Origin of the sequence: Sinomonas cyclohexanicum (assembly GCF_020886775.1) — a bacterium.
Lineage (GTDB): Bacteria > Actinomycetota > Actinomycetes > Actinomycetales > Micrococcaceae > Sinomonas > Sinomonas cyclohexanicum.
The window spans coordinates 488,515-513,210 of record NZ_AP024525.1 but is presented as its reverse complement, the minus strand read 5'-3'; the positions used below and the strand labels follow the sequence as shown (position 1 = coordinate 513,210).

The following is a 24,696-nucleotide window of genomic DNA, read 5'->3' as shown; positions in this document are numbered from 1 at the left end:
ATGGTCTCTGCGGTGTCTCTACTTGGTGAAGGCGCTGTGGCCGGTGAGGGCGCGGCCGATGATGAGGGCGTTGATCTCGTGGGTGCCCTCGTAGGAGTAGACGGCCTCGGCGTCGGCGTGGAAGCGGGCCACGTCCGTGTCCAAGGTGATGCCGTTGCCGCCGACCACCTCGCGGGCGAGGGCCACGGTCTCGCGCATGAGCAGGGAGGTCTGCATCTTCGCCAGCGCCGAGTCCTGGTCCCGGTAGACGCCCGCCTCCTGCTGCTCGGTGAGGCGCACGACGAGCGAGAGGCTCGAGGTGAGGTTGCCGAGCATCCGGGCGAGCTTCTCCTGGACGAGCTGGAACGAGCCGAGCTGCCGTCCGAACTGTTCGCGCTCCCTGACGTAGCGCAGGGCGGCCTCGAAGGCGCCGGCCTGGATGCCGGTGGCGATCCAGGCGACGTCCGAGCGCATGGCCCGCAGCATCGCGGCGACGTCCTTGAACGAGTTGACGTTGTGGAGCCTGTCGGCCTCGGTGACCCGCACGCCGTCGAGCGTGATGTGCGCGTTCTGCATCATGCGCAGGGCCGTCTTGCGGTGGATCTTCTCCAGCGTGACGCCGGGGGCCTCGCGCGGGACGAGGAACGCCTTGACCTGGCCGTCCGCGACATCGCGGGCGAACACGGCCAGGACGTCCGCGGTGAACGCGCCGCCGATCCATCGCTTCTCGCCGTCGAGGATCCAGGTGTCGGTGCCCGGCTCGCGCCGGGCGGTCGCCGCGAGGCCGCCCGCGATGTCCGAGCCGTGCTCGGGCTCCGTGAGGGAGAAGACGCCCTTGAGCGTGAAGTCGATGACCTTGGGCATCCACTCGCGCTTCTGCTCCTCGGACGCCCCGACGCGGATCGCCGTGCGGAACAGGCCGGCCTGGGCCGTATAGAACGTGGCGATCGAGGCGTCGGTCCGGGCGAGCTCGAAGATCCGGAAGCCCTGGTAGATGCCGCGCGCCGGGCGCGTGCCTCTCCCTCCGGCCGCGCCGGTGAGCTCGGCCGGTTCCATGATGTCCAGGTCGATGAGCGGCTGGGCGATCTCGTACGGGAACTCGCCCCGCTCCCAGTAGTCGCCCACGAGCGGCTTCACGGCCGTCTCGAGGAAGTCGCGGAGCCGTCCGAGGACCCGGCGCTCGTCCGGCGTGAGGAGGGACTCGGCGTCGTACCAGTCGGCAACGTCGTAGAGGCGCGGCTCGGTCACAGTATCCACACCCATCTCAATCCCCCAGTCCGAGGAGCTTGACCGCGTTGTCCTTGAGGATCTTGGGACGCACCTCGTCCTTGAGCGGCAGGTCCGCGAATGCGCCGAGCCACTTGGCCGGGGTGATGAGCGGGAAGTCGGTGCCGAACAGGACCTTGTCCTGCAGGACAGAGTTCGAGGCCTTCACGAGGGACTCCGGGAAGTACTTCGGCGACCAGCCCGAGAGGTCGATGAACACGTTCGACTTGTGCGTCGCGATCGAGTTCGCCTCGTCCTGCCACGGCACGGACGGGTGGGCCATGATGACGGTCAGGCCCGGGAAGTCCGCGGCGACGTCGTCGAGCAGGAGCGGGTTGGAGTAGCGCAGCTTGATGCCGTGCCCTCCGGGCAGCCCCGCGCCCATGCCGTTCTGGCCGGTGTGGAAGATCGCCGGGAGGCCGAGCTCCTGAAGGGCCTCCCACAGGGGGTAGAACTCCTCGCTCGAGGGGTCGAAGCCCTGCAGGGACGGGTGGAACTTGAAGCCGCGCGCGCCGAGCTCGAGGGCCTGGTGCTTCGCGCGGGCGATCGCGTCCTCGCCGGTGCGCGGGTCCACGGAGCCGAACGGAATGAGCACGTCGTTGTGCTCGGCCGCGCCTGCGATGAGGTCCTCGATCGAGTTTGGCTCGTGCTTGAGGGCCGTGCGGGCATCGACGGTGAAGACGACGGCCGCCATGTTCAGCCCGCGGTAGGTGTCCGCGATCTTCTCGAGCGTCGGGTGCCGGTCCTCGGCCTTGAAGTACTTCGAGGAGGCCTCGTTGAGGTCGTCGGGAAGGGAGCAGTGCCCGTGTCCGTCGATCTCAATGTGCACGTGCATGTCGATCGCGTCGACCTTGCCGACGTCGATGCCGAGTTCGTAGCGGGCCATGTCAGGCACCGGCCTTCGCGCCCGCCGCCTGCGGCTGAAGATCGGCGGGCAGCGGGAGGAACTCCTCGCCGACGCTCTGCAGGTGGCCGCCGATGAGCTCGCCGCCCTGGGCCTGGAGGGCCTCGTACGTCCAGCCGCCCTCGCGGTAGTCCGTCGTCGCGGCTTCCGGGTGGGTCCAGACCTGGAGGCGGTCGCCGCCGGCGCCGATCGCCTGGCCGGTGATGCCCGCCGCCTCGTCCGAGGCGAGGTACGCGACCAGTCCCGCGACGTCGTCGGCCGTCCCGAAGCCGAGGTCGTGGCGGAAGAACGCCGGCATCGCCTCGCCGTTCTCGTCCGCCTCGACGGCCTTGGCGAAGTACGGCACGGTCTTGGTCATGGCGGTCGCAGCGACCGGGATGACGGCGTTGACGGTCACGCCGGCCTTCTTCATCTCCAGGGCCCACGTGCGCACCATGCCCACGATCCCGGCCTTGGCGGCGGCGTAGTTGGTCTGGCCGAAGTTGCCGCGCTGGCCCGTCGGGGAGCCGATCGTGACGATGCGGCCCTGGACGTTGTTGGCCTTGAAGTAGGCGAACGCCTCGCGGACGCACGTGAACGTGCCCTTGAGGTGGACGTTGATGACGAGGTCGAAGTCCTCGTCGGTCATCTTCAGGAGGCTCTTGTCCCGCAGGATCCCGGCGTTGGTCACCAGGATGTCGAGCCTGCCGAACGCCTGCACGGCGCCGTCCACGAGGGCCTTCGCGGCCTCGGTGGTGCCCACAGGCACGACGACGGCCGTCGCCTTCCCGCCGTCGGCCTCGATCTGTGCCACGGCGGCCGCCGCGGTCTCCTCGTTCACATCGTTGACCACGACGGCGGCACCCTGTCGGGCGAGCTCGCGTGCGTAGGCAAGGCCGAGGCCCTGCCCGCTGCCGGTGACGATCGCTACCTTGCCTGCCAGGCTCATGCCTGCCTCCTCTGACTGTGTCACTGTGGACAATGTCCTTCGGCCTCGTCCGTGAGACCCTTGTCACAGTCCATGAAATCGTGGATAGTTGAAAATGTCAACGATTGATTCTGAGCATGGTTGGAGGCGGGGCACGTGAGCGTGCAGAACGACGTGGAGACGGGGGCGCCACGGCTGGCGGCCGCTGCGATCGCGGACGACGTCGGGCTCCTCCTCGCGAAGGTGCACGCGGCCGGGGCATCGCTCAACAACCGCTCGCTCGCGGCATTCGACCTCCGCGAACGCTCCTACTCCGTGCTGCGGCTCGCCTGCAGCGGACTCGAGCCCACCCAGCGCGAACTCGCCGACTTCCTCAGCCTCGACCCGAGCCAGATCGTGGCCCTCGTGGACGAGCTCGAGGGGCGCGGGCTCGTGGTCCGCGAACAGGGGCGCACGGACCGGCGGCAGAAGATCGTCCTCGCGACGCCCGCCGGCGAGCGCATGCACGCCGAGGCCGAGGCCGCGGTCAAGGCGTGCGAGGCGCGCCTGCTGGACGCGCTCACCCCGGGCGAGGCCACGGCCCTCCGCACGCTCCTGCGCAAGGCGCTCTGGGGCTGAGCCGCACAGACCCTCCAAGTCTGCGAGAAGCGGGGACAGAAGTCCCTAGCGGATGCTCGACGCGGAGTCTACAAAGTAGTACACCAGAAACGATCCGGCGATCTCTGATGGGGCGGATCTGACGATCGCCGGTGACATGCCGTGGTCTCCGGCATCGACCTGAGCTTGGTTGCAACCGCTTCGGCTCGACCGTGCCAGGTCGCCTCAACAGCGACCAACAATATGAAAGAAGATGTTGAAACACATGAAGGTTTCAGCACGAAGCGTCGAGGCGGCCGTCGTTGCCACCCTCACCGTCGCGGCACTCGCCGGTTGCAGCACTTCCAGCCCGTCGTCCACCTCGACCTCCACGGGATCCGGCGGAACCGTTCCACAGATCTCGGCGACATCGTTCACGGCCGACTTCTCGGCGATGAAACAGCTGACCTCGCTCGCCTCGCAGGGCAAGGGCATGGTCGGCGTCCTGCTTCCCGACACGACGACCTCCGCTCGGTACGTGACGTTCGACGCCCCCTACCTGACCAAGGCGTTCCAGGCGGCCGGGCTTGACTCCACGCAGTTCAAGATCGACAACGCGCAGGGCAGCGCCAGCACGATGCAGACGCAGGCGGAAGCCGACATCACTGCAGGCGCGTCGGTGCTGCTGGTCGATGCGCTCGACTCCGGCTCGGGCGCGGCGATCGAGGCCGCCGCCGCGGCACGCGGCGTCAAGGTGATCGACTATGACCGGCTCGTCAAGGGCGGGTCGAAGGACCGCATCTACGTGAGCTTCGACAACGTCAAGGTCGGACAGCTCATCGGCCAGGGCGAGGTCAGCTGCATCGCCGATTGGAAGGTCGCCAAGCCCAACATCCTGATCATGGACGGCGACCCGACCGACAACAACGCGAAGCTGTTCGCGGAGGGCTACAACGGGGTGCTCAAGCCGCACTTCGACAGCGGCGAGTACGTCAACGTCGGCGAGCCCGCCGGCACGTGGACGCCGTCTGTGGCGCAGACGACCTTCGCCCAGCAGTACACGGCGCACCCGAACATCAACGCGGTGGTCACGCCCAACGACGACAACGCGAACGCGGTGATCGCCTACCTGCAGAGCAAGAACATCCCCGCCCAGACCTTCCCCACCACGGGGCAGGATGCGTCCCTGTCCGGCCTGCAGAACATCCTGAAGGGCTACCAGTGCGGAACGGTGTACAAGCCGATCTACTTTGAAGCCCAGGCAGCCGCAGCGGCCGCGCTCTACCTCCGGGCGGGCACGGCCGTTCCTTCCTCGCTCGTGAACGGCAAGACGACGGATGACACGGCGAAGGCCGATGTCGCCTCAGTGCTGCTGACCCCGCTGTGGGTGACGACGAAGAACATGGCCGACACGGTCGTCAAGGACGGCGCCGTGCAGACGTCCGCGCTGTGCATCTCGCAGCTCAAGGACGCCTGCAGCGCCGCTGGCATCAAGTAGGGAACGCCAGTGGCACTTGATTCGCCGTCGCAGCCGGAAGCCCCGGCCCGGCTCGACGGCGAGCCGCTGCTCCGCCTCGTGGGCATCGACAAGAACTTCGGCCCGGTGCAGGCCCTGGTTGACGTCACGCTCGATGTTCCCGCCGGAAAGGTGACCGCGCTGGCCGGCGACAACGGCGCGGGCAAGTCGGTCCTGATCAAGTGCATCGCCGGGATCCACACTCCTGACGACGGCCAACTGTTCTGGGAGGGCAGGCCCGTGCGGCTGAACTCGCCGCACGAGGCCGCCGCGCTCGGCATCGAGACGGTCTACCAGGACCTGGCCCTGTGCGACAACCTCGACATCGTGCAGAACATGTTCCTCGGGCGCGAGCGCCGGCGCCACCTCATCCTCGATGAGGAGAGCATGGAGATCACCGCCCGGGAGACGCTCACGGGGCTCGCCGTGACCACGGTGCGCTCGATCCGCCAGCCGGTCGCCTCCCTCTCGGGCGGGCAGCGCCAGTCGGTGTCGATCGCGAAGTCGGTGCTGTGGAACTCGAAACTCGTCATCATGGACGAGCCGACCGCGGCCCTGGGCGTCGCCCAGACCGAGGTGGTCCTCAACCTGATCCGCGAGCTCGCGGACCGCGGCGTGGCCGTCATCGTCATCTCCCACAACATGAACGATGTCTTCTACGTCGCGGACCGCATCGCCGTGCTCCGGCTCGGCCGGCTCGTGGACGTCCGGCCCGTCGGGGAGCTGGACCGGCAGATCGTCGTCGACCTGATGACGGCCGGCGTCTCCGAACGGCCGAGCCCGGCACGCGCGAGGTCAGCCGAGGCGCAGCACTCTGGTCTTCCCGCCGGAGGGATCCACCCGGCGGCCGCCCTCAAGGACGAGCCGACGACCGCGGTCGCCAAGCGGAAGGCCGCCCTCGCCGTCAACCCCGCCATCACCGCCTCATCGCTGCCCGAGTACTTCCGTGCAGCGTTCGCGCGGATCAGGGGCGGCGAGAGCGGAGTGCTCCCGGTGCTCGCGGGCCTGCTCGTGATCTCGATCCTGTTCCAGTCGCTGAACAAGAACTTCCTGACCCCCGGCAACATGGTGAACCTGCTGATCCAGGGGTCGGTGTTCATGCTTCTGGCCATGGGGCAGGTGTTCGTGCTGCTGCTCGGCGAGATCGACCTGTCCATCGGGTACGTCGGCGGCGTGGGCGGCGTCATCATGGCCGAACTCGTCCAGGAGTCGGCCGGCTGGCCCTGGTGGGCGGCCATCCCGGTGGGACTGGCCGCCTGTGCGGGGATCGGCCTGCTGCACGGGACGATCATCACGCGCCTCAAGCTGCCCTCCTTCGTCGTGACACTCGGCGGGCAGCTCGGCTGGCTCGGCGTGATGCTCATCATCCTCGGCAGCGGCGGAGTGGTGCCCATCAACGACACCGTCATCAACAACGTCGCGAGCGGGAACCTCAGTCCGATTGTGAGCTGGGTCGTCATGCTCGTGATCGCCGGGGTGTTCAGCGCGTGGACGTGGCTGCGCGACGGCCGCCGGCGGAAGAGCGGGCTCGTGGCGCCGCCGGCCAGCGTGAGCGCGCTGAAGATCGGAGGGGTGCTTGCCGCGGGGGTCGCGATCGTCCTGCTCTGCAACACCGACCGTGGTGTCCTGATCCCGATCACGGGCGTTCCGTGGGTGCTGCTCGTGGTGCTCGGGGTCCTCGCCGCCTGGACGTTCCTGCTCGGACGCACCCGGTTCGGCCGGTACGTCTACGCGATCGGCGGCAACGCCGAGGCGGCCCGACGCGGCGGCGTGAACCTCGCGCGCATCCGCACCCTGGCGTTCATCCTCGCCTCGTTCACCGCCGGCATCGGCGGAATCGTCTACGCGTCCCGGCTCCGCTCGGTCTCGACCTCGTACGACGGCGGCACGCTCGTCCTCTACGCCGTGGCCGCGGCGGTCATCGGCGGCACGAGCCTGTTCGGTGGCCGCGGCAAGGTCCTGCACGGCGTCCTCGGCGGGCTGGTCATCGCGGCGATCGACAACGGCATGGGCCTGCAGGGCTACAGCGCGCCGGCCAAGTACGTGGTCACCGCGCTCGTCCTCGTCGCGGCGGTGACGATCGACGCCGTCGCCCGGCGCGGGCGCGCCAGGACGTAGCCGGCGCCCCCGCAGGCACAGCGGATACTCCCGCACGGCGGCTAGGCCCCGAGCACCCGGTCGAGGTACGCGTTGCGGAACGTCCCGGCAGGGTCATGCTTGGCGACGAGGTCGCGGAAGTCGTCGAACCGCGGGTATATGCGTGCGAGCTCGCGGGACGGCACCGCGAACAGCTTGCCCCAGTGCGGCCGCGCCGCGAACGGCGCGAGCGCGGCCTCGAGGTCCGGCAGGAGCGCCTCGACCTGGGCCTGCAGTGGCCTCCACGTGAAGTGCAGCGCGACGCTGTCCTGCCGGTACGCGGGGCTGAGCCAGAACTCGTCCGCCGCGACTGTGCGGACCTCGGAGACGTACAGGAGCGGCGCGAGCCGGCCGGCGAGGCCCCGGACGGCCTGCAGCGCCTCGGCGGCATGGCCGCGCGGGAGCAGGTACTCGGTCTGGAGCTCGTCGCCGTTGCTCGGGGTGAACTCGTGCCGGAAGTGCGGGAGCCGCTCGAGCCACGGCCCGGGCACACCCAGCTGCTGCGTGCAGTTCTCGGCGGACATCCCCGGCAGCGGGTGCCGCGCCCGGGTGGCGGGCACCGCGCCGTGGAATCGGGCGGACGACGGCGCGTGGCCGCCCTCGGCCCCGGCCCGCACCTTCCGCCACACTTGGGGCACCGTGTCCCCGGCGTAGTCGGTGAACAGCGAGACGCTGTACCCGTCGCCGGCCACGGCGTCGTAGTCCGCGAGCACGGTCTCCCACGGCAGGTCCTCGAAGACCTGCTGCCGCATCTGGTAGCTCGGCTCGACCGCGAGCTCAAGGGCCGTCACGATCCCCAGTGCCCCGAGGGCCACGACGGAGCCGAGGAAATCGTCCCCGTCGCGTTCCTCGAGGCGGTCCACCTCGCCGGACGCCCGGACGAACTCGACGGCCCTGACCGCAGAGGCCAGCGCGGGGCTCGTGATCCCGGAGCCGTGGGTGCCGGTCTGCACCGCGCCGGCCACCGAGATGTGCGGGAGGGAGGCCATGTTGTGCAGGGCCCAGCCCGCGCGCTCGAGGGCGGTCCCCAGCGCGCCGTACGTGATCGCGCCCGGAACCCGCGCCACGCGCCGTTCCCCGTCGACCTCGACGCCGCCGGGCAGCCGGTCCGGAACGACCTGGACCCCGGGCGTGTCCGCGACATCGTTGAAGCAGTGGCGCGAGCCCAGCGCCTTCACCCGCTCGCCGCGCTGCGCCGCGCTGGCGACGAGCTCCGAGAGCTCGCCCACCGATGCGGGCCGCGCGACGGACGCCGCCGAGTACTCGAGGTTCCCTGCCCAGTTCTTCATGCGTCGTCCTTCGGGTGAGATGTGGCTGCTGCCGCGCGGTACCGCGCGAGGAGGCCGGGAGCGGGGGGCGCGGAGACCGTCGTCGTGCGCCCGGTCTCCCAGTCCGGGAGGCGGCCGAGGAGGACGCCGGCGGCCTGGCGTGCGGCGCCGTCGGCGACGTACTCCCCCGGCTCCGGGACGGCGACGGGGACGCCGAAGACCGCGGCGGCCGCCTCCTGCACGGCGCGCGAGCGCGCGGCGCCGCCCACGAGGAGGATGCGCCCGACGGCGACGCCCTGGGCCGTGAGCGCCGCGAGCCCGTCCGCCAGGGAGCACGCGATGCCCTCGACGGCGGCCCGGGCGAGGTTCGCGGGGGTGAAGTTGCGCAGCGTGATCCCGTGCAGGGAGCCGGTCGCGTCGGGCAGGTTCGGGGTACGCTCGCCCTCGAAGTACGGCACGAGCGTGAGTCCCTCGGCCCCAGCGGGTGCGGAGAGGGCGAGCTCCGTCAGCCCGGGGAGGGTGACGCCGAGCAGGGCCGCGGTCGCGTCGAGCACGCGGGAGGCGTTGAGCGTGCACGCGAGGGGGAGGTAGTGCCCGCTCGCGTCCGCGAATCCCGCGACGAGCCCCGTGGCGTCCGACGCCGGGTGGCCGGCCACCGCGAACACGGTGCCGGAGGTGCCGATCGAGATCACGACGTCGCCCACGCCCGCCCCGACCCCGAGCGCCGCGCCGGCGTTGTCACCGGCACCGGGGCCGAGCAGTGCCCCCGACGCGGTCCGGCCGGCCGCCTCGAGCGGGCCGAGGACGCGCGGGAGGAGGGGCACGCGCCCGAGGGCCTGCTCGAGCACCCCCGGCAGGTACTCCCCTGTGCCGGTGGACCAGTAGCCCGTGCCGGAGGCGTCGGACCGGTCGGTCGCGAGCGCGTCGAGCCCGCACGTGCCCGGCCCGTGCCCGGCGAGCCGCCACGTGAGCCAGTCGTGCGGGAGGCACACGGCGGCGGTGCGCGCGGCGTTCTCGGGCTCGCTCTCGGCGAGCCAGCGCAGCTTGGCCGCGGTGAGCGACGCGACCGGGACCGTGCCGGTCGCCTCGGCCCACCAGCGGGCGCCGGCGCCGGCCGGATCCGATGCCGCGCCGGCCCCCGCACCCGCTTCAGCGACGAGCGCCTCGGCCGCCGCGGCGGACCGCGTGTCATTCCACAGCAGTGCCGGGCGGACCACGGCCCCGTCCGCGTCGAGGCACACCATGCCGTGCTGCTGGCCCGCCACGGAGACCGCCGCGACGTCGTCGAGCCCGCCCGCCGCGGCGATCGCGGACTGGAGCGCGTCCCACCACGCGTCGGGGTGGACCTCGGTGCCCGCGGGGTGTGGCGCCGATCCGGAGCGGACGAGGGTGCCGGTGGCGGCGTCGCGGATCACGACCTTGCAGGACTGGGTGGAGCTGTCGACTCCCGCTACGAGCATGGGCATGGCGTCAGCGTGCTCCGAGGAGGTGCTCGAGGGCCAGCTGATTGAGACGGATGAACGCGAACGAGCGCTCGGCGGCCGCTTCGGCGTCGAACTCCTCGAACGCGGACGCGTCGGCGAGCAGGTCCGCGGCCGTCTCCCCCGTGGCGAGGGTGGGCTCCGCGAGTTCGAAGACGCCGGAGGCGGCCAGGGCCTCCTGGACCTCGGAGTCGGCGCGGAACGCGGCGGCCCGCTCGGCGAGGAGCAGGTACATGCGCATGTTCGCCGCGGCGGACGCCCACACGCCGTCGTACCCGTCCGTGCGGGAGGGCTTGTAGTCGAAGTGCCGCGGCCCCTCGTAGCGAGGGCCGCCGTTCGGGAAGCCGTTCTCGAGGAGGTCCACCGTGAAGAACGCGCTCGTGAGGTCGCCGTGGCCGAACACGAGGTCCTGGTCGTACTTGATGCCGCGCTGGCCGTTGAGGTCGATGTGGAAGAGCTTGCCGGCCCACAGCGCCTGCGCGATCCCGTGCGAGAAGTTCAGGCCCGCCATCTGCTCGTGCCCGGTCTCGGGGTTCAGGCCCACGATGTCGCCGTGCTCGAGCTCGGCGATGAACGCCAGCCCATGGCCCACGGTGGGCAGGAGGATGTCCCCGCGCGGCTCGTTCGGCTTGGGCTCGAGCGCGATCCGCAGGCCGTAGCCCTTCTCCTTGATGTACGCCGCGGCGGTGTCCACGCCCTCGCGGTACCGGTTCAGGGCGGCGTTGAGGTCCTTCGAGCCGTCATACTCCGAGCCCTCGCGCCCGCCCCACATCACGAACGTCTCAGCGCCGAGCTCCGCCGCGAGGTCGATGTTGCGCAGGACCTTCGCGAGGCCGAACCGGCGCACCGAGCGGTCGTTGGACGTGAACCCGCCGTCCTTGAAGACCGGGTGGCTGAAGAGGTTCGTGGTGACCATCGGGACCTTGAGGCCCGTCTCCTCGAGCGCGGACTGGAAGCGCTTGAGGATGAGCTCGCGCTCGCTCGCCGGGGCGCCGAACGGGACGAGGTCGTTGTCGTGGAACGTGACGCCGTAGGCGCCGAGCTCGGCGAGCCGGTGGACCGCCTCGACTGGGTCGAGGGCCGCGCGCGTCGGCACGCCGAACGGGTCGTTGCCCGTCCAGCCGACGGTCCAGAGGCCGAACGTGAACCTGTCCGCAGGACTGGGGACACGGGTGGGGGTCAGTGCCATGGGAGCTCCTCGCTGAACCGCCGGATAGGCCGGCCATGAATTAGTATGTGTTATTAACTATATGGACTGTAGCGACTGTGATGTGATGTGGTCAACACTTTTCTGCGGGAGGGACCGATGGCTTCTCAGGCTCCGCCAGCCCCTGGACGCGTCGGCGACGTCCGGCGGCGCAACCTCGCGCTCGTCCTCGGCCGCGTGGACCCGGACGGGGCCGCGACGCGCGCCGAGATCGCGGCCGCAACGGGCCTGACCAAGGCATCGGTCTCGAGCCTCGTCGCAGACCTGCTCGAGACGGGGCTCATCGAGGAGCTCGGCGTGACGCGCGACGGCGAACGCGGCCGCCCCGGGATGGGCCTCGCCCTCAATCGGCGCCGCGGCGCCCTCGGGGCCGAGATCAACGTCGACTACCTCGCCGTCGGCGTGCTCGACCTGCACGGGGAGCTCCGCGTCCACGAGACCGTCGAAGCCGCCAATCAGGGCAGGCGCCCTGAGCATGTCCTGGCCGACCTGGACGGACTCGCGGCCCGGGTGCGCGACGCCGCCGCCGCCGAGGGCATCGAGCTCCTGGGCGGCGGGCTCGCCGTCCCGGGCCTCGTCGAGCCCGAGACCGGACTCGTGGCCATGGCGCCGAACCTCGCCTGGTCCGATGTGCCCCTCGCCGGGGCCCTGGCCAGTCTGGCACCGAGGGCGCCCTTCGGCGTCGAGGTCTCCAACGAGGCGGACAGCGCCGCCCTCGCCGAGCTCTGGTACGGCCGCGGCTCCTCCGCGGACGCCTACCTGTACCTCTCGGGCGAGGTCGGCGTGGGCGGTGGGCTGGTGATCGGCTCGGAGCTGTTCACCGGCGCCGGCGGGCACGCGGGCGAGGTGGGGCACGTCGTCGTCGACCCGCGGGGGCTCCGGTGCTCGTGCGGTGGGCGCGGCTGCGTCGAGACGGTCGCCGGCCAGGGCGCGATCCTCGCCGCGGCGGGCATCACCGGGGCGGGAAGCACGACGGCGGCACGCCTCGTCGCGCTGCAGGCCGCCCTCGGCGAGGGAGACGCCCGGGCGATCGGCGCCGTCGAGCGCGCCGGCGAGGCGCTCGCGGTCGCCGTCATCGCGGCGGCGCGGCTCGTGGACCTCTCGGCCGTGGTCCTCGGGGGCCACTTCGCGACGCTGCGGGAGACCATCGGGCCGTCGCTCGAGACTGCCCTCGCGGACCTCGCTCCGGGACGCGTCACCTCGGTCCGGTTCTCGGAGCTCGGCACGACCGCCGCGCTGAGGGGTGCGGCCGGCGCCGCGCTCCGCCGGGCCCTGGCGGCGCCGCACGCGCTCCTGCCCTGACGGCCGCTCGGCTACTGGCTTCGCCTGGCGCTACGTGGCCCTCCGGCCCTGGGTGGCCCCTGCGGTGGAGCGGAAGACGACGACGGCCTGCTGCCCGGCCGGACTGAGCCGGCGGTTGGCGAGGTGCGCCAGAAGGATCCTGCGCGCCGGGGAATTCTCCAGCGCGACGATGGCGATGTCGGGTCGCAGCGCGCTGAGCGCGAGCCGGGGTGCGAGGGCGATGCGATCCCTGCCGCGACCATGCCCTGGGTCTCCTGGTAGTCATTCGCGGCGAAGGCGATGCGGGGTTCGAAGCCTGCATGGCGGCAGACGCGGCTGAGGACGTCGGCGACGGGGTGCTCATCGCGGACGATCCACTCCTGGTCCCGGAGGGTGCCGATGCTGACGGGACCGCCGTCGGCGAGGGGGTGTCCGTGCGGGACGAGGAGCACTGTCGGGTCGTTCACGAGCGGTGTGGTGGCCAGTTCGTCGTCCTCGATGCGCTCCCACGGGTAGTCCCACAGGAGGGTGAGTTCGATGTCCCGGCGCTTGAGCCGCTCGATGAGGCCCGCGCGCCGTGCGCTGACCACGGTGATGGCCACCTTCGGGTAGCGCGCCCGGAACGCGAGCACGACGTCGGGCAGGAGCGAGGCGCCGACCGTGGGAAAGGTGCCCAGCCGCAGCTGGCCCCTCCGCAGGCCCGCGAACTCGTCCATCTCGGCGTGCGCCGCCTCGATCGTCCTATCGATCTCGTCCGCATAGCGCAGCAGCGCCACGCCCGCCTCGGTCAGGGCCACCCCCCTGGGGTGCCGCTCCACGAGCGCCACCCCCATCTCGCGCTCCAGCTTGGAGATCTGCTGGGAGACCGCGGACGTCGTGAAGGACAGGGCGGCCGCGGCGGAGGTCAGGGAGCCCAGACGCCCCACTGCGCGCAGGAGATGGAGCCGGCGGAGGTCGAGGTCAGCCACCCGATGAGTTTAGCAGGAGTAGATAGTCCTCCACTTTTCCGTGATTGTGCTGAAGGCTCACTCCCTTGATCGTAGAAGGAGCAGGCGCTGTGAGGCGCGATACACCATGCGCGATAGCGCGATACATGAAGGAGGTGACCGTGCAGCTCCGCGGTCATTGGTACCGAGGCGGTACGAGCAAGTGCTGGCTCTTCGACTCTCAGGACGTGTCCCGGCACGCCCGCTCTCCCGAGGAGATCCTCCGACTCCTGGCCGACGCCTTCGGCGCCGGGGACGCCCGCCAGCTCGACGGCGTCGGCGGCGGGACCTCGACGACTTCGAAGGCCGCGATCATCACCGCCACCCCGGGCGGGCCCTCGGACCTCGACTACCTGTTCGCCCAGGTGGGGATCGGCGAGCCGACCGTGGAGCTGGGCTCCAACTGCGGCAACTGCGCCACCGCCATCGCGCTGTACGCCCTCCAGGCCGGCATCATTGCCGCCCAGGAGGGCACCACCCGGGTCCGGATGCGCAACCTCAACACCGGGGCCGTGCTGACCGGCACGATCGCGACCCCGGGCCGGCGCGTCCCGGCGTCCGGGCGGGCGACGGTCCCCGGCAGCAGCGCGCTCGGCGTGCCGGTGAGCCTGTCCTTCCACGCCCCGTGGGGCCAGACGACCGGCAGCGTTCTCCCGACCGGCAGGGCGGCAGACGAACTGGCCGTCGGGAGGGCAACGCTCACCGCGACCATGGTGGACGCCGGCGCCCCCGCAGCCCTCCTCCTCGCCGACGAGCTCGGGATCGACCTGGCCTCGATGGACGCCGGCCTCGCCGCGCACCTTCCCCAGCTCCTCGCGGCCCGGGCCGCAGCCGGCCTGGCGATGGGCCTGAGGAAGCCGGAGGACCCGCCGCAGAACGCGATCCCGAAGATCGGGGTCGTGGCCCCCGCGGCCGACTACACGGCCGCCGACGGCACACTCGTCCCGGCCGGCAGCCACGACCTGCGGGTGCGCATGCTCTCGATGCTCGCACCCCACCCCGCCATCGGCCTCACCTCCGCCGTCGCGGTCTCCCTCGCGGCAGCCGTGCCCGGATCGGTCGTGGCAGACGCCCTGGCAGCACGTCATGGCAGCCAGCAGACCCGGCTCCTGCGCCTCGGCACACCCGCCGGGGTCATCACCGCCGACGTCGTCACCGACGCGGGCGGCACGGTCACCGAAGTCGCCCTCCACCGGGCGGCGCGCCAGCTCGCCGTCGCCGACATCGACGTCGCCCGCACCGTGGCCCAGACGGCCTGACCCTCGTCCCCCGCCCTGCCATCATGGAAGGGCCCACCCAGGAAGTTGTTCAATGAAGATCAAGTCCATCCTCGGACACCTCTATGTCCAGGTCCTCATCGGAGTCGCACTCGGTGTCCTCGTCGGCGCCCTCTGGCCAGACCTCGGTTCCTCGCTCCAGCCCCTCGGCGACGGATTCGTCAAGCTGGTGAAGTTCCTCATCGCACCGATCGTCTTCTGCACGATCGTCAGCGGCATCACCTCGCTGACCGACACCAAGAAGGTCGGGCCGACCCTGCTGCGCTCGCTCGGGCTCTTCTACGTGCTCACCGCCCTCGCCCTCGCCCTGGGCCTCGGTGCGGTCCTGCTCTTCCAGCCGGGAACGGGCATGCACATCGACCCCGCCCACCTCAACGCGTCCGTCGCGTCGAAGTACACGAGCCAGCTGCCAAGCAGCAACCCCGCGGACTTCCTGCTGAACATCATCCCCTCCACCCTCGTGGGCGCCTTCGCCAACGGCGAGGTCCTGCCCGTCCTCCTGGTCGCCCTCCTGTGCGGGTTCGCGTTCACCAGGCTGGGGGCTCCCGGCAAGCTCGCCCTCGAGGTCGTCAACAGCTTCAACAAGCTGCTGTTCGTCGTCTTCGGCTACATCATGAAGGTCGCCCCGATCGGCGCGTTCGGGGCGATGGCGTACACCGTCGGCAAGTATGGCGCCCACTCCATCGGCAACCTCGGAATGCTCATCCTCGCCTTTTACGCAGCCTGCATCGCCTTCGTCTTCATCGGCCTCGGCATCCTCGCCAAGATCACCGGCTTCAGCCTCTGGCACCTCCTGCGCTACTTCAAGGACGAGTTCTTCATCGTCCTCGCCACCTCCTCGAGCGAGCCTGTGCTGCCCCGCCTGCTCTCCAAGCTCGAGCGGATCGGCTGCGAACGCGGCATCGTAGGACTCGTCGTCCCGACCGGATACTCCTTCAACCTCACCGGCACCGCCATCTACCTCACCCTCGCCTCGATGTTCATCGCCCAGGCCTGCGACATCCACCTCAGCTGGGGCCAGATCCTCCTCATGCTCGGCATGATGCTGCTGACCTCCAAGGGCGCGGCCGGGGTCAGCGGCAGCGGCTTCGTCGCCCTCGTCGCCACCCTCACCGTCATGCCCACGCTCCCGGTCGCGGGGGTGGCCCTGATCGTCGGCATCGACCGGTTCATGAGCGAAGCGCGCGCCCTCACCAGCACGGTCTGCAACATCGTCTCGTGCATCGCCGTGGCGCGCTGGGAGAAGGCCCTGGACACTGACGTCCTGCAGGCCGAGCTCAGCTCAGGATTCGTCCCCACCGAAGCCGAGAAGCACGCCCTCGACGTGGCGGTGCCGGCCCACTGAGTCGCGGGCGCGTCATGCGTCCCCGAGGTCATGCCTCAAGGGCGTGGATGCGCCAGCGGGCCTCGTGCTCATGGCCGGGTCCGAGCCAGACGACGTCGATGCCGCTCGCGAACGCGTTGGGCGGGCACGTCATGGGCTCGACGGCGAGGCCGAGCCGGTTGGGCGCGGGGGCCGGCCTGTCCGCCGTGTGGACCTGGACCCAGGGACACGCAGCGTCCCACTGCATCACAACGCCGGCACCGCCAGGATCACGGACCGTGACCCTGGCGGTGCCAGCGGCGTCGAAGCGGACGCCCGTGAACGCATGGTCGATCTCCGTCGGACCGATCGGACGCGCAACCGTGAAGTCGAAGGGGCGCCCCGCCACCGCCCGCACACCGACGGGCAGGAGCCGTTCCGGGGTGACCTCGAGGAACTCCTCCGCCGGCAGCTCGAGCTCCCACGAGTCCAGCGGCGACGGCCCGGCGACGAGGTAGGGATGCGGGCACACCCCGTAGGGCGCGATCCCCTCGCCCACGTTGACCGCGCGCACGGACCAGTCGAGCCCGCCGGGATCGTCGGGGTCCCAGAGGCCCTCGGCCCGCACCGCGTACCGCGCCTCGAGCCGGACCCGGAACGGATACCCCGCGTTCGGGGCGAGGTCGAGGGCGAAGGCGGCCGATGCGCCGTCGTGGGCCACGAGCTCCCACTGCCGCGAGAACGCGAGCCCGTGGAGCGCACAGCCGCGCTCGGGCTCGTTGACCGGCACCTCGAGCCCGCGTCCGCCGGCCGTGTAGCGCCCGTCGGCGAGGCGATTGGGCCAGGGAGCGGCGACGATGCCGCGGAAGTCGGGGATCGGGCCCTCGGGGTCGAACGGGACCACGAGATCGCGGCCGCCGAACGTCAGCGCCGCGAGCGCCGCCGCCGTGGGGGTCACGACGGCGGCGTACCCGCCCGCGCGGAGCACCGCGCCTCGATGGCTCATGCGGAGAGGGAACCCTCGCGAGCGCCCGCGAGGTCCTCGAGCACGACGGCGCTCGGCCGCTCCGCGCGGCTGCCCACCGCCACAGCACGGCCGCCGTGCGCGGACTCGAGCAGCGATTCCATGACGTCCAGCACGTGGAACGCGAGGGTCCCCCCGGCGCGCGGCTCGGCTGCCGGTCCCTCCGTCTCGAGGGTCGCGGCGAGGTCGGCGATCCCGTAGCCCCGCCCCGAGTCCACGTAGCCAGCCGAGACCGGGAGCGTCTCCCACCGATGGCCGCCCAGCCGGTGCACGCGCGTGTCTCCGTCGAAGTGGTTCGGGTCCGGCACTGCGAGCGTCCCGAGGGATCCGTGGACCTCGATGTTGGCCGAGTGCGTCGCGACGGCGTCGAAGCTCATGACGAGGGTCGAGAGGGCGCCGGACTCGTGCGTCAGGACGCCCGTCACGTGCGTGTCGGTCGTGACGGGGATGCGTTCCCCCGCCCGGGGGCCGGAGCCGATGACCCGCTCGGACCGCGTGTGGCTCGCGGCCCCGGTGACCGAGACAACGGGGCCGAGGAGCGTCACGAGCGCCGTGACGTAGTACGGTCCCATGTCCAGCAGCGGGCCGCCGCCGGGCACGTAGTAGAAGTCCGGGTTCGGGTGCCAGCGCTCGTGCCCGGGGGTGACCATGGTCGCCGTCGCGGCGACGGGAGCGCCGATGAGGCCGTCGTCGATCGCCTTCCGGGCGGTCTGTATGCCCGTGCCGAGCACCGTGTCCGGTGCGCAGCCGACGACGACACCCGCCGCCCGCGCGGCGTCGAGCACCGTCCGCGCCTCCCGCGTGGTCGCGGCGAGCGGCTTCTCGCCGTAGACGTGCTTGCCCGCGGCGATCGCGGCGAGCGCGACCTCGGCGTGGGCGGCCGGGATCGTGAGGTTCAGGACGAGGTCCACGTCCTCGGCGGCGAGGAGCTCCCCGACGCCGACGGCACGCACCCCCTCCCCGTACTCCGCGGCGACCTGCGCGGCCCGGGCCGCGTCCAGGTCCGCGACCGCGACGAGCCGCATGTCGCCGAGCCGCCGGAAGCTGTCCAGGTACTGGCCCACGATCTTCCCGCATCCGATGATTCCGATGCGCAGAGGATTGCCTACCGGCTTGCCCACAGCAGGCCCCTTTCGATGATGGTGCGGACGTTGGCGTCCTCGAGGATTTCCACCCGGTGGCCGGGCGTGGACACGAAGACGCGGCCCTTGCCCCACTCGCGTGTCCAGATCGCCGGGGAGGTGACCTCGCGGTGCCACGGGTCCCATGGCCGGACCTTCTGGGTGGTCGTGGCGAGGACATCGATGTAGTCGTCGGCGAGGACCCAGTACTGCTCGGTCACGAGATCGAAGTCCGCGATTCCGCGCGTGATCGGGTGCTCGGCGGCGGCCGGAAGCATGTTCACGGTGTAGGGGACATAGTTGTCCGACTGCTCGCCGGTCCGCTCGTCGGGGTGCTTGCCCGGGTGGCACGCGAACTGGCCGCCGATGAGGTGCAGGTAGTCGGACGTGTTGCGGTACGAGTCGGCGATGCCGCCGTGCCACCCGGCCAGCCCAGTGCCGTTCTCGACAGCGGCCCGGAGGCCCTCGAACTCATCCTTCTCGATCGTGGACATGGTCATGCACTGCATCACGAGGTCCACCGTGGCCATGTATTCGGCATCGGCGTAGATCTTCGGGGATTCTTCGATCCTGACCTCGTAGCCGTTGGCCAACAGGTGCGGGATGAACAGGTCGGTGGCCTGGATGGGCTGGTGCCCGTCCCAGCCGCCGCGCACCACGAGCGCGTTCTTGGTGTGTGTCATGGGTTTCCTCTGGTTGGTCAGCGGGTGCTGAAGGCCGCGTCGAAGGCCGCGGCCGATCGCCTCGAGCGTGCGCGGCCCGGACCGGGTCGAGGTGGTCGCCGTGCCATCAGGCACCCCCGACCTTGGTCCAGCGGCTCTCGTCCGCGGCGCTGGTCTCGACGGCCGCGAGGACTCGCTGGACCTGGAGGGCGTCGGCGAACGACGGCGCGGGCTGCTTCCCTGCCGCAATCGCCTCCACGAGGTCCACGACCTGGTGGGTGAAGCCGTGCTCGTACCCGAGCCCGTGCCCCACCGGCCACCAGTGGCCCGTGTACGGGTGGTCGGGCTCGGTCACCTGGATCCGGCGGAAGCCCGCGTTGGGCTCCTGGGCCCTGTCGTAGACCCACAGCGAGTTCATGTCCTCGAAGTCGAACGCGAGGGCGCCCTCCGTGCCGTTGAGCTCGAGGCGCATCGCGTTCTTCCGGCCCAGCGCGAACCGGGTCGCCTCGAACACGCCGATCGCGCCGCCGTCGAGCCGGGCGGTGAACGCCGCGGCGTCGTCGACCGTCACGTGGCCGCGCTCGGCGTCGGCACCGCCCCGGCCGCCCAGCCCCACGAAGTCCCCGGCGATGGGCCGCTCCGTCACGAAGGTCTCGGTCAGGGCGGAGACCCCCGTGATGTTCTGGCCGCTGATCCACTGGGCAGCGTCGATGATGTGCGCCCCGATGTCACCGAGGGAGCCGGATCCGGACTTCGTCCTGTCGAGCCGCCAGGTGAGCGGCGCGTCCTCGTCCGTGAGCCAGTCCTGGAGGTACTGGGCGCGCACATGCCGCACCCGGCCCAGCTCGCCGGCGGCGACCAGCCGCTGGGCCAGGGACAGCGCGGGGGTGCGGCGGTAGGAGAACCCGCACATCGCGAACACGCCGCGCGCCGCGGCGGCATCCGCGACCGCCGTCATCCGCTCCGCCTCGGCGACCGAGTTCGCGAGCGGCTTCTCGCAGAGCACGTGCTTCCCGGCCTCGAGCGCGGCCATCGCGATCTCGGCGTGCGTGTCCCCGGGCGTGCAGATGTCGATGAGGTCGATGTCGTCCCGGTCGATGAGCCTGCGCCACTCCGTCTCCGTGGACTCCCAGCCGAGCTTGGCGGCGGCCGTGGCGACCCGCTCCGGGTCCCGGCCGGCCACCGCCGCCATCACCGGAGTCAGCGGCAGGTCGAAGAACCGCGGCGCGGTCCGCCACGCCTGCGAATGCGCAGCCCCCATGAAGGCGTGTCCCACCATCCCCACGCGCAGGGGCCTCGGCTCGGTCATGTCCATTCCTTTCACTTGCTGAACCCTGCCGTCAGGCCGCTCACGAGCTGGCGCCGCGCCACGACGTACACGACGAGGAGCGGCAGCGTGGCAAGCACCACGGAGGCGAGGACGGCGGGGATGTTGACGCTGAACTCGCCCTGGAACGTCCACAGCGACAACGGCAGGACCCGCGTCTCGGGGCTCTGGGTGAGGATGAGCGGGAAGAGGAACCCGTTCCACACGTTGAGCGCGTCGTAGATGCCCACGGTCACGACCGCCGGCCGCACGAGGGGCAGCGCGAGCCGCCACATCATCGCCCAGTCGCTGGCCCCGTCAAGGCGCATCGACTCGAACAGCTCGTTCGGGACGTCGCGGAGGAAGTTGGAGAGGATCAGCACGGAGATCGGGATCGCGAACGCGACCGACGGCAGGATGAGCGCGAGCAGCGTGTCGTACATGTGGGCCCGCGTGATCATCCAGTAGATGGGGATGATCGTCGCGTGCAGCGGGATCGCGAGGCCCAGGAGGAACAGGCGGTTGGTCCAGTTCACGAACCAGCCCCTGCCGCGGACAATCGCGTACGCCGCCATGAAGGAGACGAGCAGCGTGGGCACCACGCTCCCGACCGTCACAATGACGCTGTTCGCGAAGTACCGCGCGAAGTCGCTCCCGAGCACGAGCGCGTAATTGTCGAACGTCGGGTTGGCCGGCGGCGCCAGCGGGTTGGTCGCGAAGAACCCGTCCTGGTTCTTGAGGCTCGTGATCACGACGTAGTAGATGGGCAGGATGATGATCGCGAGCCACAGCCAGCCGCCGAGCGCGCCGACGACGTTGGGCCGGGTGCGGCCGCGGCGCCCCGGCCGCGGCGCGTCCTGCGCACGACGGCGCACGGGAGCCTCGCGCTCGACGGGTGCATGGGTCATGGAAGCCATCAGGCGCCCTCCAATTGGCTGGCGTTGCGGTTCTTGCCGCCGAGGCGCTGCAGGATGAGCGCGAGGGCCACGCCGATGACGACGAGGATCACCCCGAGCGCGCTCGCGGCGCCCATGTCGTTGGCCTTGAACCCGGTCAGGTACATGTGCAGGGGCAGGAGGCGGGTCGAGTACCCGGGGCCGCCCGCCGTGAGGACGAAGATCAGGTCGAAGTACGCGAGCGATCCGACGGCCATGAGCGTCGAGGAGGTGATGATCGTGTACTTCAGCTGCGGGAGCGTGATGCTGAGGAACTGCTGGAGCCGGCCGGCGCCGTCGATCTGGGCGGCCTCGTAGAGCGAGACCGGGATCTGCCGCACGCCGCCCTGGTAGATGAGCGTGTGGAACGGCACGAACTGCCATGCGATGACGAACACGACCACGAACAGCACGAGGTCGGAGTTGCCGAGCCAGTCCTGCGCGAGAGCGGGGATCCCGAGGCCCGGCCCCATGCCGAAGTTCGGGTCGAGGAGCGCCTTGAACGCGATCGCGATCGCGGCCGAGGAGAGCAGGAGCGGCAGGAAGTACAGGACCGCGAGGGCCGCCCGGTACTTCTGGCCGCCCGCCGTGAACACGCCGAGCAGGAGGCTGATCGGGGTCTGGACAATGTACGAGAAGACCATGATCTTCGCCGTCACGATCAGCGCGTTGCCCGTCACCGGATCGGTGAGGGTGCGCGCCCAGGAGGCGACGCCGTCGAACGTGATCTCCCCCAGCCCATCCCACTGTGTGAAGCTCAGTGCGACGACGCCGAGCAGCGGGACGATCGCGAAGACGAGGAAGAAGAAGAGCGCCGGAGCGGCAAGCCACCCCGACGGGCCCGCCTCGCGGGCCCGTCGGAGGGCGGAGGTGGTGAGAGCCATGCCTACTTGCCGATCGTCGCGTTCATCGTGCTGGCGAACTGATCGGGGGTGATCTTCTTGAGGAAGATCTGGTCGAGGTTGGCGAGCATCGCGTCGCCCTGGGCCGGGCTGAGCGCCTGGTCCCACGAGAGCGTGAAGCTCGGAGCGTTCTTGACCATGCCGTAGACGAACGTCAGGAAGTCCTTGTCCGGTGAGGCGGCGAGCTTGCCCTCGATGCCCTTGACCACCGGGACCGCGCCGGAGTCGATGAGGCCCTGGGTGTTCTCGTCGTTGAACATGCCGGTCTTGATGTAGTCGAGCGCGGCCTTCTTCTGGGCGTCCGTGGCCTTGGAGGAGATGGACCAGAAGTTGGACGGGTTGCCCACGATGCCGGCCGGGTCGCCCTTGCCCCCCGCTACCGTGGGGAACGTCGTGTAGCCGATCGTGCCGTTCTTGATGGCGTCAGGGGCATTCTTCTTCAGGGTCTGGTAGATCCAGCCGCCCTGGAGGATCATCGCGGCCTTGCCGGTGTAGACGAGGGCCTGGTCTGCGTTGCTGTCCGCGGCGATCGAGGAGAAGCCGTTGACGAATCCGCCAGCGTCGACGAGCTGCTGGATCTTGGTGAGCGCCTCTGTCACGGCCGGGTTGGACCACGCGTTGGGCTTGTTCGCGGCGATGTCCGCGAAGACCTGCGGGCCGCCGATCCGATCCACGAGGTACTCGAGCCACATGAGGTCAGGCCACTTCGACTGGCCGCCCAGCGCGAAGGGCGCGATGCCCGCGGCCTTGAACTTCGGGACGAGCGCCATGAGCTCGTCCCAGGTCTTGGGCGGCTGGGCGCCGATCTTGTCGAAGAGGTCCTTGTTGAAGTACAGCACCACGGGCTGGGCGTTGTTGTTCGGGATCGCGTAGGTCTTGCCGTCGATCACGCCGTTCTGGAGCACAGACGGGAGGTAGCGGTCCTTGACGTCCGGGTTCTGGGCCAGGAAGTCGGAGAGGTCAGCGACCTGGCCGGCGTCCACGTAGGACTTGAGGACGCCGCCGCCCCAACCGTAGATGAACGTGGGCCCCTGTCCGGCGCCGACGGCGGTCCGGACCTTGGTCTTGTAGGCGTCGTTCGCGAAGAGGTCGAGCTTGATGGTCTCGCTCGCGTGGGAGCTGTTCCACGAGTCGACCGACTTCTTGAGGACGGCCTCGTTGCCGCCGGTCAGCCCCCACATCGTGGCCGAGTCCGCACTCACGGCGGTGCCCGCGGGTCCGGCCGAGCCGCAGGCTGCGAGGGTGACGGCGAGTGCGCCGGCGACGAGGGCTGCCGAGGCCTTGCGCAGTGTCTGGATCTTCATGGTCGTGGGTTCATCCTCCGGGGTCGTCGCCGCCCGTGCGGGGCGGTCTGGAGTTGCGACCTTGAGCGAAATATTTCGGTTTCCTATCGGGCCGCACAGCAACCGTAGGGTGTGACTCGAATCACGGTCAAGGGGTCTGGATGAAAAAGTTCAGGTCATTGACGAAACCGGATGCCGCCTGATCACTGCCAATATTGGCACGATGTCAGCGAGACGCTTGACGGCGCCGTCCTGCGCATCCGAGACTGGCATAACGAAATAGTTTCGAAAGAGTGGATCCATGACCTTCACCACGACAGGCGCCAAGCCCACACTGGCCGCTATCGCGCGCCTCACGGGCGTCTCGGCCCCCACCGTCTCGAAGGTCGTCAACGGGCGCGAGGACGTCTCGCCGGAGACCCGCGCCAAGGTGCTCGCGGCCCTCGAGGAGGCGGGGTACCAGTCGCCCGGCCAGCGCCGCACCGCCGCCGGACCAGTCGTCGTCGAGGTCGCGTTCGACGCCATCAACTCGAACTACGCCACGACCGTCCTCAGCGGAATCCTCGACTTCGCCGCCGAGGCCGACGTCGAGGTCCTGCTGAGCACCACTCGGCACGTCCGCTCGCAGGGTGGCGATCTCGGCAGCCGGGCGCAGCGGATGCTCGACGAGGGGCGCGCGGGCATGATCGTCGTGACCTCGGCCTTCGCGGAGTCCCAGCTCATGGCCTTCCGGCGCCGGCAGATCCCCGTCGTCGTCATCGATCCGCTCAACCCGCCGCCGGCCGACGTCGTGAGCGTCGGCGCCACGAACTGGGCGGGCGGCAGGGCCGCGGCCGAGCACCTCCTGGACCTCGGCCACCGCCGCATCGCCTACCTTGGGGGACCCGAGTCGGCCGAGTGCAACCAGGCACGGCTCCACGGCTACATGTCCGCCCTCATGTCCCGCGGCATCGACGTCGATCCGGGTCTCGTGATCCACGGCAACTTCCGCACCGAATACGGCATCGAGGGGCTCGCACGGCTCCTTGCGCTGCCCGAGCGGCCCACCGCGATCTTCGCCGGCAACGACGCGATCGCCGTCGGGGTCCTGAGGGAGGCCCGGCGCCGCGGCATCCGGGTGCCCGAGGAGCTGAGCCTCGTAGGGTTCGACGGGACGGCGCTCGCCGAGGACTCCGTCCCAGCCCTGACGTCCGTCTCCCAGCCGCTGCACGATATGGGGCGCGCGGCTCTGCGCACAGTGCTGCGCCAGTCCCGCGGCGAGCAGCTCGACTCGCACCGCGTCGAGCTCGCGACCCAGCTCGTGGTGCGGGAGTCGACGGCGCCCCCCGCGGGCTGAGGCGGACTGGCAGTAGCATGCTCTGACAGCCTGGCGAGAG

22 protein-coding genes are annotated in these 24,696 nt (G+C 70.5%); 7 read left to right on the top strand and 15 right to left on the bottom strand.

What is annotated here, in order from left to right:
- Positions 1–18: 18 nt before the first annotated feature.
- Genes SCMU_RS02520 through SCMU_RS02510 form a run of 3 tightly spaced genes read right to left on the bottom strand, consistent with a single transcriptional unit; the run spans position 19 to position 3,077 of the window.
- A complete protein-coding gene (locus SCMU_RS02520; RefSeq protein ID WP_371829624.1) occupies positions 19–1,242 on the bottom strand; it encodes an acyl-CoA dehydrogenase family protein in 1,224 nt (407 codons plus the stop codon).
- Position 1,243: 1 nt separating this feature from the next.
- Positions 1,244–2,131 (bottom strand): amidohydrolase family protein, encoded by an 888-nt coding sequence (locus SCMU_RS02515; RefSeq protein ID WP_229231410.1) that lies wholly within the window; start codon positions 2,129–2,131, stop codon positions 1,244–1,246.
- Position 2,132: 1 nt separating this feature from the next.
- A complete protein-coding gene (locus tag SCMU_RS02510; protein ID WP_229231408.1) occupies positions 2,133–3,077 on the bottom strand; it encodes an SDR family NAD(P)-dependent oxidoreductase in 945 nt (314 codons plus the stop codon).
- 135 nt (positions 3,078–3,212) lie between these two features.
- Between SCMU_RS02510 and SCMU_RS02500 the strand changes: the two genes are divergently transcribed.
- Positions 3,213–3,674 carry a MarR family winged helix-turn-helix transcriptional regulator gene (locus SCMU_RS02500; RefSeq protein ID WP_274602916.1) on the top strand — a complete coding sequence of 154 codons (462 nt, stop codon included), beginning with the start codon at positions 3,213–3,215 and terminating at the stop codon, positions 3,672–3,674.
- Between the two features lie 204 nt (positions 3,675–3,878).
- On the opposite strand, the gene SCMU_RS02495 is transcribed toward SCMU_RS02500, so the two are convergent.
- Positions 3,879–4,070 carry a hypothetical protein gene (locus SCMU_RS02495; protein ID WP_229231407.1) on the bottom strand — a complete coding sequence of 64 codons (192 nt, stop codon included), beginning with the start codon at positions 4,068–4,070 and terminating at the stop codon, positions 3,879–3,881.
- A gap of 16 nt (positions 4,071–4,086) precedes the next feature.
- Here SCMU_RS02495 and SCMU_RS02490 point away from each other — a divergent pair, with 16 nt between their 5' ends.
- Both SCMU_RS02490 and SCMU_RS20820 read left to right on the top strand, forming a co-directional pair.
- On the top strand, positions 4,087–5,130 hold the full coding sequence (locus tag SCMU_RS02490; protein ID WP_229231406.1) for a sugar ABC transporter substrate-binding protein: 1,044 nt from the start codon (positions 4,087–4,089) through the stop codon (positions 5,128–5,130).
- 9 nt (positions 5,131–5,139) lie between these two features.
- A complete protein-coding gene (locus tag SCMU_RS20820) occupies positions 5,140–7,266 on the top strand; it encodes an ABC transporter permease subunit (protein ID WP_338027583.1) in 2,127 nt (708 codons plus the stop codon).
- A 41-nt stretch (positions 7,267–7,307) separates the two neighbouring features.
- Here SCMU_RS20820 and SCMU_RS02475 read toward each other — a convergent pair whose 3' ends face one another.
- From SCMU_RS02475 to xylA, 3 genes are read right to left on the bottom strand one after another with little or no spacing between them, the layout of a single operon-like run.
- The gene (locus SCMU_RS02475; RefSeq protein WP_229231404.1) at positions 7,308–8,573 is read right to left on the bottom strand and encodes a D-arabinono-1,4-lactone oxidase; all 1,266 of its coding nucleotides are present in this window, start codon (positions 8,571–8,573) and stop codon (positions 7,308–7,310) included.
- Positions 8,570–10,018 carry a xylulokinase gene (locus tag SCMU_RS02470; protein WP_229231403.1) on the bottom strand — a complete coding sequence of 483 codons (1,449 nt, stop codon included), beginning with the start codon at positions 10,016–10,018 and terminating at the stop codon, positions 8,570–8,572. The genes SCMU_RS02475 and SCMU_RS02470 overlap by 4 nt, the downstream gene beginning before the upstream one ends.
- Before the next feature lie 4 nt (positions 10,019–10,022).
- Positions 10,023–11,222, bottom strand: coding sequence for a xylose isomerase (gene xylA / locus SCMU_RS02465; protein ID WP_229231402.1), 1,200 nt, complete (start codon positions 11,220–11,222; stop codon positions 10,023–10,025).
- Positions 11,223–11,339: 117 nt separating this feature from the next.
- Between xylA and SCMU_RS02460 the strand changes: the two genes are divergently transcribed.
- Positions 11,340–12,542, top strand: a complete 1,203-nt coding sequence (locus tag SCMU_RS02460; protein ID WP_229231401.1) for an ROK family protein — start codon at positions 11,340–11,342, stop codon at positions 12,540–12,542.
- 11 nt (positions 12,543–12,553) lie between these two features.
- Here SCMU_RS02460 and SCMU_RS02455 read toward each other — a convergent pair whose 3' ends face one another.
- Positions 12,554–13,489: a LysR family transcriptional regulator gene (locus tag SCMU_RS02455; RefSeq protein WP_229231400.1), complete on the bottom strand. Its 936-nt coding sequence runs from the start codon at positions 13,487–13,489 to the stop codon at positions 12,554–12,556.
- Positions 13,490–13,614: 125 nt separating this feature from the next.
- Between SCMU_RS02455 and SCMU_RS02450 the strand changes: the two genes are divergently transcribed.
- Together SCMU_RS02450 and dctA are read left to right on the top strand one after the other, a co-directional pair.
- Positions 13,615–14,766 carry a PrpF domain-containing protein gene (locus SCMU_RS02450; protein ID WP_229231398.1) on the top strand — a complete coding sequence of 384 codons (1,152 nt, stop codon included), beginning with the start codon at positions 13,615–13,617 and terminating at the stop codon, positions 14,764–14,766.
- A gap of 52 nt (positions 14,767–14,818) precedes the next feature.
- The gene (dctA, locus tag SCMU_RS02445) at positions 14,819–16,129 is read left to right on the top strand and encodes a C4-dicarboxylate transporter DctA (protein WP_229231396.1); all 1,311 of its coding nucleotides are present in this window, start codon (positions 14,819–14,821) and stop codon (positions 16,127–16,129) included.
- 28 nt (positions 16,130–16,157) lie between these two features.
- On the opposite strand, the gene SCMU_RS02440 is transcribed toward dctA, so the two are convergent.
- The 7 genes from SCMU_RS02440 to SCMU_RS02410 all read right to left on the bottom strand — a co-directional run bounded on the left by SCMU_RS02440 (position 16,158) and on the right by SCMU_RS02410 (position 23,341).
- Positions 16,158–17,093, bottom strand: coding sequence for an aldose 1-epimerase family protein (locus SCMU_RS02440; protein WP_229231395.1), 936 nt, complete (start codon positions 17,091–17,093; stop codon positions 16,158–16,160).
- Positions 17,090–18,232 (bottom strand): Gfo/Idh/MocA family protein, encoded by a 1,143-nt coding sequence (locus SCMU_RS02435; RefSeq protein ID WP_229231393.1) that lies wholly within the window; start codon positions 18,230–18,232, stop codon positions 17,090–17,092. Before SCMU_RS02435 ends, SCMU_RS02440 begins: the two co-directional genes overlap by 4 nt.
- Positions 18,217–18,915 carry a ThuA domain-containing protein gene (locus SCMU_RS02430; protein ID WP_229231392.1) on the bottom strand — a complete coding sequence of 233 codons (699 nt, stop codon included), beginning with the start codon at positions 18,913–18,915 and terminating at the stop codon, positions 18,217–18,219. Before SCMU_RS02430 ends, SCMU_RS02435 begins: the two co-directional genes overlap by 16 nt.
- A 106-nt stretch (positions 18,916–19,021) precedes the next feature.
- Positions 19,022–20,203, bottom strand: a complete 1,182-nt coding sequence (locus tag SCMU_RS02425) for a Gfo/Idh/MocA family protein (protein ID WP_229231391.1) — start codon at positions 20,201–20,203, stop codon at positions 19,022–19,024.
- An 11-nt stretch (positions 20,204–20,214) separates the two neighbouring features.
- Positions 20,215–21,108, bottom strand: coding sequence for a carbohydrate ABC transporter permease (locus SCMU_RS02420; protein ID WP_443020373.1), 894 nt, complete (start codon positions 21,106–21,108; stop codon positions 20,215–20,217).
- A gap of 8 nt (positions 21,109–21,116) precedes the next feature.
- The gene (locus tag SCMU_RS02415) at positions 21,117–22,019 is read right to left on the bottom strand and encodes a carbohydrate ABC transporter permease (protein ID WP_229231388.1); all 903 of its coding nucleotides are present in this window, start codon (positions 22,017–22,019) and stop codon (positions 21,117–21,119) included.
- A gap of 2 nt (positions 22,020–22,021) precedes the next feature.
- Positions 22,022–23,341 carry an extracellular solute-binding protein gene (locus SCMU_RS02410; RefSeq protein ID WP_229231387.1) on the bottom strand — a complete coding sequence of 440 codons (1,320 nt, stop codon included), beginning with the start codon at positions 23,339–23,341 and terminating at the stop codon, positions 22,022–22,024.
- A gap of 280 nt (positions 23,342–23,621) precedes the next feature.
- Between SCMU_RS02410 and SCMU_RS02405 the strand changes: the two genes are divergently transcribed.
- Positions 23,622–24,656 (top strand): LacI family DNA-binding transcriptional regulator, encoded by a 1,035-nt coding sequence (locus tag SCMU_RS02405; RefSeq protein ID WP_229231386.1) that lies wholly within the window; start codon positions 23,622–23,624, stop codon positions 24,654–24,656.
- The last annotated feature ends 40 nt before the right edge of the window (positions 24,657–24,696 follow it).